Source organism: Onishia taeanensis (assembly GCF_003268885.1).
GTDB classification, from domain to species: Bacteria; Pseudomonadota; Gammaproteobacteria; order Pseudomonadales; family Halomonadaceae; genus Onishia; species Onishia taeanensis_A.
The window spans coordinates 125378-138869 of sequence record NZ_QLSX01000008.1 but is presented as its reverse complement, the minus strand read 5'-3'; the positions used below and the strand labels follow the sequence as shown (position 1 = coordinate 138869).

Sequence of the window (13492 nt, the reverse complement as noted above, 5' to 3'; positions counted from 1 at the left end):
GGGGGCAAGCGCCAGCAAGGCGAGTTACACCTTGTCGTGTGTCTGCCGCGAGTGGGTCAATGGATGCCCGCGTTCATCGTCGATGCCCTTACTCGCCGCTTACTCGCCGCTTACTCGCAGAGCCGGATCGGGGCCGGGTCGTCGGTCGCATCCTCCGATGGCGCGATCACCCGGCCGATGATCGCCGCCTCGTCGTAGCCCAATGCCTTGAGCTCGGCGAGGCAGGCCTCGGCCTTGTCGGCCGGGACGCCGGCCAGCAGGCCGCCAGCGGTCTGCGGGTCGAAGAGCAGCTCGTAGCGTGGATGCTCGCGCCAGCGTGCCTGATCCTGAATGGCTCGGCGCAGACGCACGTTGGACGGCTGCAGCGAGCTCAGGATGCCGGCGGCGACGGTAGTCTCGGCCCCTTCGAGCAGCGGCAGCGCCGACAATGTCAGTTCAGCATCGACGCCCGAGGGGCGGGTCATCTCGATCAGGTGGCCGAGCAGGCCGAAGCCGGTGACATCGGTACAGGCCCGGGCACCATGGGTCTGCAGGCAGGTCGCACCGGCCTGGTTCGAGCGGCACATGCTGTCGAGTGCCGCATCGATCCAGCGGCCGCGGGCGGCGAGCTGAGCCTGGGCGGCGAACAGAGTGCCGGTGCCCAGCGGCTTGGTGAGGATCAGGGCATCTCCCGGGCGCAGGCCGCTCTTGCGCATGGGGCGGTCGGGTACGTCGTCGATCAGGCCGTTGACGGCGAAACCGAGCGCCAGCTCCTGGCCTTCGCCGGTATGCCCGCCGACCAGCTGGCAGCCGGCGGCGTCGAGCACCTTCACGGCGCCGGTCATCATCTGGCGCACGGTGTCCTCGACCTTGTCCTCGAGCCCCGGCGGCACTGTGGCCACCGCCATCGCGGTCTGGGCCTCGGCGCCCATGGCGAAAATATCGCCCAGCGCATGGTGAGCGGCAACCTGGCCAAACACATAGGGGTCGTCGATGAAGGCACGGAAGAAGTCGATGCTGTGCACCATGGCTTTGCCCGGCGGCACCCTGACCACGGCGGCATCGTCGGGGTCGGCGAGACCTACCACTACCTCGTCGTGCTCGATCGGGGAAAGCTCGGCCAGCGCGCGCGACAGCACCGAGGCGCCGACCTTGGCCCCGCAGCCACCGCAGCGCATGGCCAGTGCCGAGAGCGCCTGGGTGTGCTCGTCACCGTCCAGTGTCACGCGGCTGTTGGTGCGAGCGGGCGCCTTGTCGGTCATCGCCGGCAGCTCGCTGAAGCGCGCCATGAAGCGTCGGTCGATATGATCCTTCCAGCGCCACAGCCAGGCCCCGGCCCAGGAGAGGGGGCCGCGGGAGGCCACGGCGTAGCGGTCGCCGCTGCTGATCAGTGCCAGCCACTGGCGCTGCGGGCAATAGGCCGTCGGCTTCTTGCCGATCAGGCTGGCACGCAGGTTGTCGGCCAGGGGACGTCCCTGGCGCACCGCGAACACACCGGCCTTTTCCCGGGGCCGCCCGTCCTGGCTGGCGATATCGCCGGCGGCGAAGATATCGGGGTCGTTGACGCTCTGCAGGTAATCGTTGACCCGAATGAAGCCCTGCTCATTCAGGGCAAGGCCAGTGCCTTCAAGCCAGGCGGCACCGCCGGCCTGAGTCACCCAGACGGTTTCGTCGGTATCGAAGACCTCGCCCCGGGCATCGATCAGCCTGCCGGCTTCGACCCGGGTGATCTGGCAATCGAGGTGCAGCGCGACGCCGCGGGCTTCCAAGAGCCGCGTGAAGCGTGCCCGTACCCGGCGGTTGTGGGTGGGCAACACCTCGGCGCTCTGGGTGAAAAGGGCGCACTGGAGCGCGTCGGGGTCGCGGCCCTGGGCGTTGAGCTCATGGCGCAGGCGGTATTGCATGGCCAGCAGCAGCTCAACGCCGCCGGCACCGCCGCCCACCACCGCGAGGCGCAGCGGTCCGTCTCGCTCGGTAGGGCGCTCGGCGAGTCGTGTGAGCAGCTCGCGCCAGCGCTCGCGGAACGCACGGATCGGTTTGACCGCAACCGCATGATCCGCGGCGCCGGTTACCTGGCCGACCCGTGGGGTCGAGCCGATATTGATCGACAGCTTGTCATAGGGCAGCGGCGGGCGGTGGGCGAAGGTTACCGTGCGAGCGTGGCGATCGATACCGGTGGCCTCGTCGCGCACGAAGCGTGCGCCGGCGGCCTGGGCCAGGCGGCGCAGGTCGATGTGCACCTCGTCGAAGTCATAGTGCCCGGCGACATAGCCCGGCAGCATGCCGGAATAGGGCGTGTGGGTGTCCCGGCAGACCAGCGTCAGGCGCACCCCGGGCTCGGGGCGCATCGCGAAGCGCCGCAGCACGGCGACGTGACTGTGCCCGCCACCGATGAGCACGATATCTCGACTGATCGGGGTGTCCGCTGACTGCATGCGCTGGGTCTCTGCAAGTGGGTGACTGATGGAGGTAACTGATGAAGGTGACTGATAGACGGTGATGCGCCGACCACACAAAAAATCCAGCCCCGTCGTCGGGGCTGGACCTTTATAGTCTATCGACCGGGCGTGGCGTTACGCCATGCCGTCCTCCGCGCAGCGCTAGGCCGGGGCGAGGAATCGATCATAGGGCTTGAGTTGGAGCGTCATGTTTTAGGGCGGCAGTGGGCTGCCGTCGTCGACGCAGACGCAGTTGCGCAGCGATTGAAGCTCATCGACCGAGAATTGCTCGATCTTGCCGGCCAGCAGGTCGCTGAGCCGCTTGGAAGGGATGCCCGCGCGCTGGGCAATTTCGCGATTGGGAAGCTCGGAAAGAGCGATCTTGCGAGAAACGATGCGCATCAGGCGCGAGCGCTTCTCCAGTTCCCTGACGTCCAGGTCGGGTGCCATTCGCGAGGGTTCGAGGGCATCCCAACCGGTCGATAATCGTGCCGTACTCATGACGCTCCGTAGACTTGGCTTTCGATGGGCTCAGCATGCAAGGTTTTGGCGACATCCGCCAGAGGAATTGTCACGATTTTTGCGATCTTTTCTGCTCCTGGTCAAGGCCTGCCTCGTCTTCATCGTGCTGAGGCGCCGAGGGGAGTAGACTGCCGCCCCGACACCCCTGACTGGACGTATTGCATGGCGCTTACCGCGACCCCTTACAAAGTGGATCTCAACCTCACCGATCTTGACCGCAACGTCTACCAGACGCTGCGCTTCACCGTGGCCCGCCATCCTTCCGAGACCGAGCCGCGCATGGCGGCCCGCCTGCTGGCTCATGCGCTATGGTATGACGAGGCGCTGGCCTTCGGCCGCGGTCTGTCTGATGTCGATGAGCCGGCACTGTGGGTCAAGAGCCTGGACGGGCGCGTGCTGCACTGGATCGAGGTCGGCCAGCCGGATGCCGAGCGCCTGACCTGGTGTTCGCGGCGCACCGAGCAGGTGTCGCTGCTCGCCTATGGCAGCCTGCGGGTCTGGGAGACCAAGGTGCTGCCGGCGGTGTCGACCCTCAAGAATCTGTCCATCGCAGCCTTGCCCCAGGAGGCGCTGGAGGCTCTGGCCGAGGACCTGCCGCGCAGCATCAACTGGGCGATCATGATCTCGGAAGACACCCTCTTCGTGACAGATGAGCGCGGCCAGCACGAGCTGGCGCTCGAGTGGCTCCAGGGCGGGCGCGATTGATCGAGGCAATGCCGAGGATATTTGCTGGAAGTATCCAATAGTCGTAAGAGCATGGTGACATCGCGCGACGACGTGCTAGCTTTTTAGGGAATATGCATGCAAACGACAGGGCAGCCGGCATGGCCGGGACGCCTAGTCATCATATATAACAACATCGGGGTCATGGCTCTGTGCCAACCAAGCCCTGTAGCAAGGAGTCTCCATGCGCGTTCTCAAGTATGCCCTCGCCGCGTCGTTGATCGCCGCCTCGTCTTCGGCCGTGGCCCAGCAGCTGTCGATCGCCACTGGTGGTACCGGCGGCACCTACTATCCCTATGGCGGCGGCCTCGCCGAGCTGATCAACAACCAGCTCGACGGTTATGAAGCCGTTGCCGAGGTCACCGGTGCCTCGGTTGAGAACATGGCGCTGATCTATCGCGAGGATTCGGACCTGGCCATCGCCCTGGCCGACACCGTCTATCAGGCTTACACCGGAACCGGTGACTTCGAAGGCCGTCAGGTCGAGGACGTGCGCGCCATCGCTTCGCTGTATCCGAACGCGGTACAGATCGTGACCCTGGCCGATTCCGGCATCGAGAGCCTTGCCGATCTCAAGGGCCAGGTGGTTTCCGTTGGTGCGCCGGGCAGCGGCACCGAGCTCAACGCTCGCGCCGTGCTCGAGTCCAATGGCATCACCTATGACGACTTCGATCCGCGCCGGCTGAACTTCAACGAGACCGCCGATGCGCTGCGCGATGGCGATATCGCTGCCGGTTTCTGGAGCGTTGGCCCGCCGACCAGCTCGATCCTTAACTTGGCCACCACCCGTGATATTCGCCTGATCGGGCTGACCGACGATGAAATCGCTAATGCCCGCGGGGAGTCCGAGGTATTCGCGCCCTACATGCTGCGTGCCGGCATCTATGATGGCGTCGAGGAGCCCGTGCAGACCATCGGCATTCCCAACGTGCTGACCGTCAACGCCTCCATGGACGACCAGCTCGCCTACGACATCACCAAGCTGCTGTTCGAGCAGACCGATAAATTGATCGCCATCCATCCGGCGGCCAACGACACCACCGTCGAGTTCAGCACCGACGCCACGCCGATTCCCTTCCATCCGGGCTCCCTGCGTTACTACGAGGAAGTGGGTGCCGAGGTGGCGGACTATCAGCGGCCGTGAAGCAATGATGCCTATTTTCAATCAGTATCCACAGGGGCGAGCCGGAAGGCTCGCCCCCTTGTGTTCCGGCCTGTTGTCTAGTCTGAGTGCTAGACTGCCCCGTCGCCCCGGTATTCGGTCGCGTGCTGTCTTGATGCTGTTGGCACCGATAGCGATGCTGGTTCTGGTCGTCCCGGCTAGTGCTTCTCCAGACGGCAGTTCCCAAGGCAGTATTTCTCAGGACAGCAGTTCTCAAGGCAGTACTTCTCAGGCCAGTACTTCTCAGGCCACTACTTCTCAGGCCAGTACTTCTCGGGGCAGTATTGCTCAAGAGAGCGCATCGTCGGACGCCTCAGCCCAGAACGCTGTCGCTAACGCCGCCGAAGGCGCGTCTGAGAACCGGGTGTTAGAGGTGCGGGATCGCAGCGATTCGCTGCTGGTCAGTCTGTCGGTGCCGCAGGGAGAAGGCTGGTGTCTCAAGTGGAACCACTCGGTAGAGGGCTTCCCGGTCCTCGACTGCTACCGTAACGAGCATGGTCGGATGGTGCTCGAGCGCAGCCACCAGCCGGACTTTGCCGCCGGGCTTGGCCATGTGCCGGGCCGGGGGCGCCAGGTAAGCGATGGCCATGGCGGCTACTGGATCAAGGATATCCATGAGCCGGTGCCGGGCGACCGCTACCTGTTGAGAGTTGGCGCGCCGCGGGTCAATCACCGCCTGGTTCGTGAGGGCAAGACGGTAAGCTTGAGCGATCTTGCGGCCGGGCAGCGGGTGAGCATCGGGCTGCGACCTGTGCCGGCTTCCTAGGCTCTGTTCGAAAGGCGGCGCACGAAGACCGTTGCTCGACAGAGTCCTATCTTTTTTCGTTGGTCCGGCGCCGCGTTGGTGGCCGGGATATTCCATTTTCTAGAGGGTCCTCATGAGCGATTCGGCCACTTCCCCCATCGTGCCTGGCAGCCAGGCCCAACATGCGCGACCGATCCTGTGGCTGATCGCCTTGGTAGCGGTGGGTCTGTCGTTGTTCCAGCTCTATTCCGCCGGCATCCAGCCGCTGGGCCTCTTCTATCAGCGCAGCATTCACCTGGCGCTGATCATGATGCTGGCGTTCCTGATGTTCCCGGTGTTCGGCCCCAACCGGCGGCGGGGCATTATAGGTGGGGTCATCGACCTGGTTTTCTTTGCCGGGGCGCTGATCACCGGTGGCTATCTGGTGCTATACCTCGACGATATTTTCAATCGCGCCGGCTTCTGGAGTCAGACCGATATCGTGGTGGGCTGCATCGCTACGGTCACCGTGCTCGAGGCGAGCCGCCGCGCGGTGGGACTCGGGATGACGGTGATCGGCATCCTGGCGCTGCTGTATGCCTTTGCCGGCCCAAGGGGTGAGCTGCCCTGGTTGGGTCAGTTCCTGCCCGGGATCATGGAGCATCGCGGCTACAACCTCGATCGGGTCGTGGGTCAGCTGTATCTTGGCCAGGAAGGCATCTTCGGCCTGCCGATGGGGGTCGCGGCGACCTATATCTTCATCTTCGTGCTGTTCGGTGCCTTTCTCGAAATCACCGGCGCCGGCAAGTTCTTCATCGATCTGGCCTATGCGGCCACCGGTCGCCAGCGCGGCGGCCCGGCCAAGGCAGCGGTGCTTGCCTCGGCGGGCATGGGCTCGATCTCGGGCAGCGCGATTGCCAACGTGGTCACCACCGGGGCCTTTACCATTCCGCTGATGAAGCGGCTGGGCTTCAAGCCGGCCCAGGCCGGCGGCATCGAGGCGGCGGCCTCTACCGGTGGGCAGATCATGCCTCCCCTGATGGGCGCGGGCGCCTTCCTGATCGCTGAATACACCCAGGTGCCCTACCTCGAGGTGGTCAAGGTCAGCGTGCTGCCGGCCATTCTGTATTTCGCCACCGTCTATCTGTTCGTGCACATCATCGCCCTCAAACAGGGCATGCAGGGCATGCCGCGCTCTGAGCTGCCGCAGGTTCGTGACGTGATGCGCGAGGGCTGGCACTTCCTGCTGCCGCTGGGGGTGCTGGTATGGCTTCTGGTGATGAACATGTCGCCGATGCGGGTCGGCTATTTTGCGGTGATCACCATGCTTACGGTGGCGGCGCTGCGCTTCTCGGTGTGGTTCCTGTTCGTGGCTCCGGCCCAAGGCAAACCGGTGACCGGCCAGCGTATCGGTGAGGCGCTGTGGGCCGGGGTGGTGAAGGTGACCCAGGGTCTGGAGCTTGGGGCGCGTAACGCCGTGGCGGTCTCGATGGCCTGTGCGGTAGCCGGCATCATCGTCGGGGTGGTCGGCCTGACGGGCCTGGGGCTCAAGTTCTCGGCGATGATGCTGGCCTTCTCGGACGGCAACCTCTTGCTGGCGCTGGTCATGGTGCTGCTGGCTAGCCTGGTGCTGGGCATGGGCCTGCCGGTGACGGCGAGCTACATCGTGCTCATCGTGCTGGTCGGTCCGGCGCTGTCCAACGAGTTCGGCGTGCCGCTGCTGATCGCACACCTGGTGGTGTTCTGGTATTCCCAGGACTCCAACGTCACGCCGCCGATTGCGCTGGCGGGCTTCGCCGGGGCGGCGATAGCCGGCAGCAAGCCGATGGAAACCGGCTTCCAGGCCTGGAAGTTCGCCAAGGGGCTCTATCTGATCCCGCTGTTCATGGTCTTCAATCCGGAGATCATCATCGGCGGTCCGGTGCCGGTGGTGATCTGGAATGGCGTGATTGCCATCCTGGCGCTGGGCGCCTTCGCTGCGGCCCTGGAAGGCTACCTGTTCACCCGCATGTCCTGGCCGGTGCGCCTGGTCATCGTGCCGGCGATCGTCGGGGTCTTCTATCCGGATCTGCGTGCCGAGATTGCAGGCGCAGCGGTAATGGCGCTGGCCATCGCCGGCAACTGGCTGGCCTGCCGCCGGGAAGCGTCACCAACGGCTGCCTGAGCGCCGTTTGATGCAACAGGCCGAATGACCGGTCAGCGCGTAGGCAAGATACGTCGTGTGGGGAACAGGTCGTATCACTAAGCACAGGCCCCACCCGGGCAACGCGGGTGGGGCCTGTGCTTTTTGCGGCCGGGACGTGATAGCGGTGATTGGTTCACGCCTTGAGCAATGACCGGCTTCAGCTCTGTTCGGGCGCCTCTGGCTCAGCCTGTGCCTTTTCCGCGGCAGGTTTGGCCTGTTGGTCTGACTGGCTGAATACCTGTTCGCTCGGTGCGTTTTCCACGGGCTCCAGCATGAGGGCCATCGGGCCCGGCTTGCTGTCGGCGTTCAGGGCCAGGGCTTCGGGCTCGGCCGTCGACCACAGCACCAGGTCATTCGCATTGCGCACCTCGGCCTGCAGCACCTGGCGATGGTCATCGTTGAGGGTTGCACTTGGCATCGTCAGGCTGAAAGGCATGGGCAGGGCGACCTGGTCGGCGTCGAAGGCTTCCTCGGTCAGCACCTTGGCGCCACCGTCCTCGAGAGACACATCGATCAGCTGCACGTGGATCTCGGCTTCGGCCGGCAGTGAGATGCTTTCGGGGGCGCTGAGCGTGCCACTCAGTGTCAGTGTGGCGGCATTCTCCAGGGCATCGTCCTGGGAATTGTCCAGAGCATCGTCATTGTTGCTGTCGGCGTTCTGCTGGGTGTCGGTCGTTTCGGCTAAGCCCTTCTCGGCCATGGCCTGATCCGTCGTTTGATTGGTGTTTGAGCCCGCGTTAGTGCCGTTGCTGGCGGCGTTCTCCTCGTTACGGGCATCGCAGGCGGCCAGGGTCAGGGCACTGGTCAGGGCGGCAATCAGGGTAAGATGGCGTGTCATGGGGCGTCTCCTTCAATCGAGATCGGGGGCGGGCCCCGGGTTGACCGGCAATCCTGCCGGTGTCGATGGGAAGACCCTAACAAGCAAGTACGCACTCAGGGTGCAAGTTGCTGTCTCCGCTGAGCGACGCTAAGCGGCCAAGAGACTTCCCCCAACGCCCGCGAGGCGGTATGCTGCGCGGTTTTCAGACGGCTGGACCGGGTTGTGTCGGGCCGTCTCCTCGCCCCGCTGTGCGGCGTCCTCAGATCGTGCAGCCCAACCATCAGGAGCAAGGCGATGCAGCCGTCGAACGAGCCACCACGCGTTGGCGTGATCATGGGATCCAAGTCGGACTGGCCGGTCATGGAGCACGCGGTGGCGATGCTCGAGAAACTCGGCGTGGCCTACGAGACCAAGGTGGTGTCTGCCCACCGCACGCCGGACCTGCTCTTCGACTACGCCAAGAGCGCTTCTGAGCGCGGCCTCTCGGTGATCATTGCCGGTGCCGGCGGGGCTGCCCATCTGCCCGGCATGGTGGCCTCCCAGACGCCGCTGCCGGTGCTCGGCGTGCCAGTGGAGTCGAAGTCGCTCAAGGGGCTGGATTCGCTGCTGTCGATCGCTCAGATGCCTGGCGGCATCGCCGTGGGCACCCTGGCCATCGGCAAGCCCGGCGCCACCAACGCCGGCCTGCTGGCCGCGCAGATCGTTGGTCTGCAGGATGCCAAGGTGCGCGAGGCCGTCGAGGCCTTCCGTGCCGAGCAGACCCAGAAGGTGCTGGATAATCCCGATCCCCGGGCCGAGTGAGGAGAAGCTGTCATGAGTGATGCTGCGAACGATGCTGCGAACGATGCTGCGAACAACGCGACCGGAACCGCTGTCGGCGTGCTGGGAGCCGGCCAGCTGGGTCGTATGCTGGCGCTGGCGGGCTATCCGCTGGCCAACCGCTTCGTGTTCCTGGACACCACGGGCAACCCGAGCGCCGGTATCGGCGATGTGATGATCCTCGATCCGAAGGTGCAGCAGCGCCAGCTCGAGGAATTTCTTGCCAAGGTCGATCTGGTCACCTACGAGTTCGAGCACCTGCCGGTGTCGCTGGTGCAGGCCATCGAGGCGCACAAGCCGGTCTATCCTTCTAGCGAGGCGATTCGCGTCTGCCAGAACCGGGCCGAAGAAAAGGCGCTGTTCGATCGCCTGAATATCCCCACCCCCGCCTATCGTTTGGTCGAGAGTGCCGAAGAGCTCGAGGCCGCTGCTCGCGAGCTTGGCACGCCGGTGGTCGCCAAATCGGTCACTGAGGGCTATGACGGCAAGGGTCAGGCGGTGCTCAAGTCGCCGGACCAGGCCAAGGACGCCTGGGCCTCGATCAACCATTCGCGGCTGATCGTCGAAGCCTTCGTCGACTTCGTGCGCGAGGTGTCGATCATCGCCGTGCGCGGCCGCGACGGTCAGGTGGTCTTCTATCCGATGGCCGAGAACCAGCATGTCGATGGCATCCTGCGCTACTCGGTGGCCCCGCTGCCGGATCTTGACGACAGCGTTCAGCAGACCGCCGACGACTACATTCGCGCGCTGCTCGATGAGCTGGACTACGTCGGGGTGCTGACGCTTGAGCTGTTCCAGACCCGCGACGGTGGCCTGATGGCCAACGAAATGGCGCCCCGGGTCCACAACTCTGGCCACTGGAGCCAGGACGGCGCGGCGACCAGCCAGTTCGAGAACCATCTGCGCGCCATTCAGGGCCTGCCGCTTGGCGATACCGCGGCTCGGGCGCCGACTTGCATGGTCAATGTGATCGGTCGCGAGGGCGACCCCGCCGAGATTCTTGCCATCGAGGACGCCCACCTGCATCGCTACGGCAAGAGCGAGCGGGCCGGGCGTAAGCTTGGTCATGTCAATCTGGTGGCGCCGACGCATGCGGCGCTGATGGAGAAGGTGCGCGCCTGTGCCGCCCTGCTGCCCGATGCACCGGCGCCGAAGATGAGCTTCGAAGACTAAGTTTTGAGAGCTAAGTTTTGAGAACTAAGTTTTGAAGACTAAGCTTTGTAAACTCAGTATCTAAGACTCAGTTTCCAAGACTCAGTTTCTAAGAATAAGCTTCACTCGCTGGTCAGCCCCCGAGCACGACGCCGCCGCACCCCCTCGGGGCGCGGCGTCTTTGTGTGTACCGGCAATGCATGATGGCTGGTGGTCGGTCTAGATGATCAGCCCATCAGCGCAAGGCTCGCCAGCCCGCCGCCCAGCATCAGCAGCGTAAAGAGACACAGCGCCAGGATCAGCGGCTTGACGCCCAGCGCCTTGAGGCTTGCCAGTCGAGTATTGAGGCCGAGCGCGGCCATGGCCATGGTGAGTGCCAGCTGGCCGATCATCACCAGCCCTTCGTGCAGTGGCGCCGGCAGCGTGACCAGGCTGTTGAAGATGACCATGGCCACGAAGCCGAAGGCGAACCAGGGAATCGTCATGCCGCCTGCCGGGCGTCCGGCGCCTTCATCGGCATCGTCTGTCGTGCGGCTCAGCCACCAGCGGCCGACGATCAGCAGGAAGGGCACCAGCAGCATTACCCGCACTAGCTTGACGATCACCGCATTGGCCAGCGCATCGGGACCGACCGCGTCACCGGCAGCGACTACCTGGGCGACCTCATGCACGGTGGCGCCGATGTAGATGCCGTAGAGTCCCTCGGGCATCCCAGTCAATGGGTAGAGCAGCGGGTAGACCAGCATGGCCAGTGAGCCGAACAGCACTACCGTGGCTACCGCCATCGAGGTGGCGGCAGGCCTGGCGCGGATCGTGGTCTCGGTGGCCAGTACCGCAGCGGCGCCGCAGATGGCGCTGCCGGCGCTGGTCAGCAGGGCGGTCTCACGGTCCATGCCCAGCCAGCGGGTGCCGAGCTGGTAGCCGATGACAAGCACGCTTGAGATGACCAGCAGGTCGAGCAGCAGGATCCTGGGGCCCAGTGCCATCACCTGTCCAAACGTCAGCGACAGCCCGAACAGCACGATCCCCCCACGCAGCAGCCAGCGGGTAGCAAAGGCGAGCCCGGGGCCGGCGCGCTCCAGGCGCAGCTGGTTGGACAAATTGCCGGGCAGATGGTCGTGCAGCTTATTACCGGGGATATTGCCGAGCACCAGGCCCATCAGCAGCGCAAACACCAGGGGGCTCACGCCGCTGTCGGCGAGCCCCGGCAGGGCGGCCGCGCCGATGCCGGCCAACGAAACGAGCGCACAGAGCAGCAGGCCTTGCCACATGAATCGGATCTCCTCGAAGCGTGAGATGACAAGGCTAGGCGAGGATAGATCGAAACGTTATGGTTTAATAACGATATCCCTATTCGGTAGAGCCGATATGACGCCCCCCGTGAGTTTTCGCCAGCTCCAGGTCTTCGTGACAGTGGCTCGCAGCGGCACGGTAAGCGCCGCTTCCCGCCAGTTGAGCCTTTCCCAGTCGGCGACCAGTCAGGCGCTGTCCGATCTGGAGCGGGCGCTCGACGTGGCACTCTTCGAGCGGCTGGGCCGCCGTCTGCGCCTCAATGATCGTGGGCGGTACCTGTTGCCCCAGGCCGAGCGGCTGCTCGATGGCATGCAGGAGTTCGTCGCCTCGGCCCGGGAGCCGGAGGGGGCGCTGCGCGGCACCTTGACGGTGTCGGCCAGCGCCACCATCGGCACCTATCTGCTGCCGCCCCTGGCGGGGGTCTTCGGTGAGCGTCATCCCGGCGCCGACCTGCGCCTGAGGCTGCGCAACAGCGGTGAAGTAATGACGGATCTGCTGCGCTTCGATGCGGACCTTGGCCTGATCGAGGGGCAGTGCCACGAACCCGGGCTTGCCAGCGAGACCTGGTGCGATGATCAACTGCTGGTGGTGGCCAGCCCCCGTCACTCGCTGGCCACGCGGCAAGACCTCGATGGCGAGGCGCTGGCCGAGGCCCGATGGATTCTTCGTGAGCAGGGCTCTGGCACCCGTGAAGTCTTCGAGGCGGCCATGGCACCGGTGCTGCAGGCGGCTCCTTCGCACCGCCTGCAGGTGCGCATGGAGCTTGGCCAGCACGAGGCCATCAAGCAGGCGGTGAAGGCGGGGCTGGGGCTCGGCTGCCTGTCGCGGCTCAGCGTGGTGGGGGAACTCGAACGCGGCGAATTGGTGGCGCTCTCAACGCCGCTTTCGCTGGTGCGGTCTTTCTCGCTGGTGTGGCACCCCGAGCGCTATCGCAGCCCGCTGTGGCAGGCGTTCAAGGTGTTTCTCGACGAGGAACGCTAGTGGGGCGCTTTGAGAGGCTTACCTACCGAGGACGTGCTGGTGCAGCCATGGCTAGGTCATGTCTGGGTGATGGGCGCGGTCGTGGGCTATGTTGAACGGACGGGGCGTTGTCACGACGCTCGCCTGTCGACGGGAGCCTGCCGATGATCCGCACGAACTCCAAAGCCCTTCGCCGCTTCATCCCTCTTGCCATGCCCCTTTGTTTAAGACGCCTGGCGACACCTGGACGGCAGAGTCTGCTGATGGCGGCTTTGATGCTACTTTGCCTGCTTGTGCCACCGCTTTCACAGGCGGCCCCGACGGGCATGGTGGTCAAGGCCACGCCTCATGACTTCGCCACCCTGGTTACGCGCCTGGAACAGGCCATCGAGGATCACAACATGGGCCTGGTGACGAGGGCCAGTGCCAGCAAGGGGGCGGCCAATCGCGGTGTAACGATCCCCGGGAATATGGTCATCGGTGTCTATCGCAACGACTTCGCGGTACGCATGCTCAAGGCCAGTGTTCCTGCCGGCATTGAGGCGCCGATCCGCTTCTACTTAACCGAGAACGGTGATGGCGCCTCGACTCTCAGCTATCGCCAGCCGTCTGCGGTGTTCGCCCCCTATGAGAGTGCCGAACTGGATGCCATGGCGGCAGAGCTGGATGCTATCTTCGCGGCCATTGCCGAACAGACAGTTGCCGACTAGCGTCG

At 64.7% G+C, this 13492-nt stretch carries 12 protein-coding genes; 8 read left to right on the top strand and 4 right to left on the bottom strand.

Going from position 1 to position 13492, the window contains the following annotated elements; translation table 11 throughout:
- Positions 1-110 precede the first annotated feature (110 nt).
- Complete coding sequence (gene selD, locus BCL93_RS12065) at positions 111-2414, bottom strand: selenide, water dikinase SelD (protein WP_112055523.1); 2304 nt, start codon at positions 2412-2414, stop codon at positions 111-113.
- A gap of 216 nt (positions 2415-2630) precedes the next feature.
- The gene (locus BCL93_RS12060; protein WP_092525639.1) at positions 2631-2918 is read right to left on the bottom strand and encodes an XRE family transcriptional regulator; all 288 of its coding nucleotides are present in this window, start codon (positions 2916-2918) and stop codon (positions 2631-2633) included.
- 183 nt (positions 2919-3101) lie between these two features.
- On the opposite strand from BCL93_RS12060, the gene BCL93_RS12055 reads away from it, so the two are divergent.
- The 4 genes from BCL93_RS12055 to BCL93_RS12040 all read left to right on the top strand — a co-directional run bounded on the left by BCL93_RS12055 (position 3102) and on the right by BCL93_RS12040 (position 7712).
- Positions 3102-3644 (top strand): YaeQ family protein, encoded by a 543-nt coding sequence (locus BCL93_RS12055; protein WP_112055522.1) that lies wholly within the window; start codon positions 3102-3104, stop codon positions 3642-3644.
- Positions 3645-3846: 202 nt separating this feature from the next.
- A complete protein-coding gene (locus BCL93_RS12050; protein ID WP_112055521.1) occupies positions 3847-4806 on the top strand; it encodes a TAXI family TRAP transporter solute-binding subunit in 960 nt (319 codons plus the stop codon).
- 382 nt (positions 4807-5188) lie between these two features.
- The gene (locus BCL93_RS17505) at positions 5189-5590 is read left to right on the top strand and encodes a DUF1850 domain-containing protein (RefSeq protein ID WP_112055520.1); all 402 of its coding nucleotides are present in this window, start codon (positions 5189-5191) and stop codon (positions 5588-5590) included.
- Between the two features lie 112 nt (positions 5591-5702).
- Positions 5703-7712: a TRAP transporter permease gene (locus BCL93_RS12040; RefSeq protein ID WP_112055519.1), complete on the top strand. Its 2010-nt coding sequence runs from the start codon at positions 5703-5705 to the stop codon at positions 7710-7712.
- 178 nt (positions 7713-7890) lie between these two features.
- On the opposite strand, the gene BCL93_RS12035 is transcribed toward BCL93_RS12040, so the two are convergent.
- Entirely contained in the window at positions 7891-8571 is a 681-nt protein-coding gene (locus BCL93_RS12035) for a YbaY family lipoprotein (RefSeq protein ID WP_112055518.1), read from the bottom strand.
- Positions 8572-8847: 276 nt separating this feature from the next.
- Between BCL93_RS12035 and purE the strand changes: the two genes are divergently transcribed.
- Both purE and BCL93_RS12025 read left to right on the top strand, forming a co-directional pair.
- Entirely contained in the window at positions 8848-9354 is a 507-nt protein-coding gene (gene purE, locus BCL93_RS12030) for a 5-(carboxyamino)imidazole ribonucleotide mutase (protein ID WP_112055517.1), read from the top strand.
- 12 nt (positions 9355-9366) lie between these two features.
- Positions 9367-10545 carry a 5-(carboxyamino)imidazole ribonucleotide synthase gene (locus BCL93_RS12025; RefSeq protein ID WP_112055516.1) on the top strand — a complete coding sequence of 393 codons (1179 nt, stop codon included), beginning with the start codon at positions 9367-9369 and terminating at the stop codon, positions 10543-10545.
- A gap of 206 nt (positions 10546-10751) precedes the next feature.
- Here BCL93_RS12025 and BCL93_RS12020 read toward each other — a convergent pair whose 3' ends face one another.
- On the bottom strand, positions 10752-11795 hold the full coding sequence (locus tag BCL93_RS12020) for a YeiH family protein (protein WP_112055515.1): 1044 nt from the start codon (positions 11793-11795) through the stop codon (positions 10752-10754).
- A 97-nt stretch (positions 11796-11892) separates the two neighbouring features.
- Between BCL93_RS12020 and BCL93_RS12015 the strand changes: the two genes are divergently transcribed.
- Both BCL93_RS12015 and BCL93_RS12010 read left to right on the top strand, forming a co-directional pair.
- A complete protein-coding gene (locus BCL93_RS12015; RefSeq protein WP_112055514.1) occupies positions 11893-12798 on the top strand; it encodes a LysR substrate-binding domain-containing protein in 906 nt (301 codons plus the stop codon).
- Positions 12799-13040: 242 nt separating this feature from the next.
- Positions 13041-13487 (top strand): DUF302 domain-containing protein, encoded by a 447-nt coding sequence (locus BCL93_RS12010; RefSeq protein ID WP_112055513.1) that lies wholly within the window; start codon positions 13041-13043, stop codon positions 13485-13487.
- Positions 13488-13492: the final 5 nt, after the last annotated feature.

Excerpts from the sequence above, each read along its gene's own strand:
- BCL93_RS12055 (WP_112055522.1), top strand. The coding sequence starts at position 3,102 with ATGGCGCTTACCGCGACCCCTTACAAAGTGGATCTCAACCTCACCGAT.
- BCL93_RS12040 (WP_112055519.1), top strand. The coding sequence starts at position 5,703 with ATGAGCGATTCGGCCACTTCCCCCATCGTGCCTGGCAGCCAGGCCCAA.
- purE (WP_112055517.1), top strand. The coding sequence starts at position 8,848 with ATGCAGCCGTCGAACGAGCCACCACGCGTTGGCGTGATCATGGGATCC.
- BCL93_RS12015 (WP_112055514.1), top strand. The coding sequence starts at position 11,893 with ATGACGCCCCCCGTGAGTTTTCGCCAGCTCCAGGTCTTCGTGACAGTG.
- BCL93_RS12035 (WP_112055518.1), bottom strand. The coding sequence starts at position 8,571 with ATGACACGCCATCTTACCCTGATTGCCGCCCTGACCAGTGCCCTGACC.
- BCL93_RS12060 (WP_092525639.1), bottom strand. The coding sequence starts at position 2,918 with ATGAGTACGGCACGATTATCGACCGGTTGGGATGCCCTCGAACCCTCG.
- BCL93_RS12020 (WP_112055515.1), bottom strand. The coding sequence starts at position 11,795 with ATGTGGCAAGGCCTGCTGCTCTGTGCGCTCGTTTCGTTGGCCGGCATC.
- selD (WP_112055523.1), bottom strand. The coding sequence starts at position 2,414 with ATGCAGTCAGCGGACACCCCGATCAGTCGAGATATCGTGCTCATCGGT.
- BCL93_RS12050 (WP_112055521.1), top strand. The coding sequence starts at position 3,847 with ATGCGCGTTCTCAAGTATGCCCTCGCCGCGTCGTTGATCGCCGCCTCG.
- BCL93_RS12010 (WP_112055513.1), top strand. The coding sequence starts at position 13,041 with ATGGCGGCTTTGATGCTACTTTGCCTGCTTGTGCCACCGCTTTCACAG.
- BCL93_RS12025 (WP_112055516.1), top strand. The coding sequence starts at position 9,367 with ATGAGTGATGCTGCGAACGATGCTGCGAACGATGCTGCGAACAACGCG.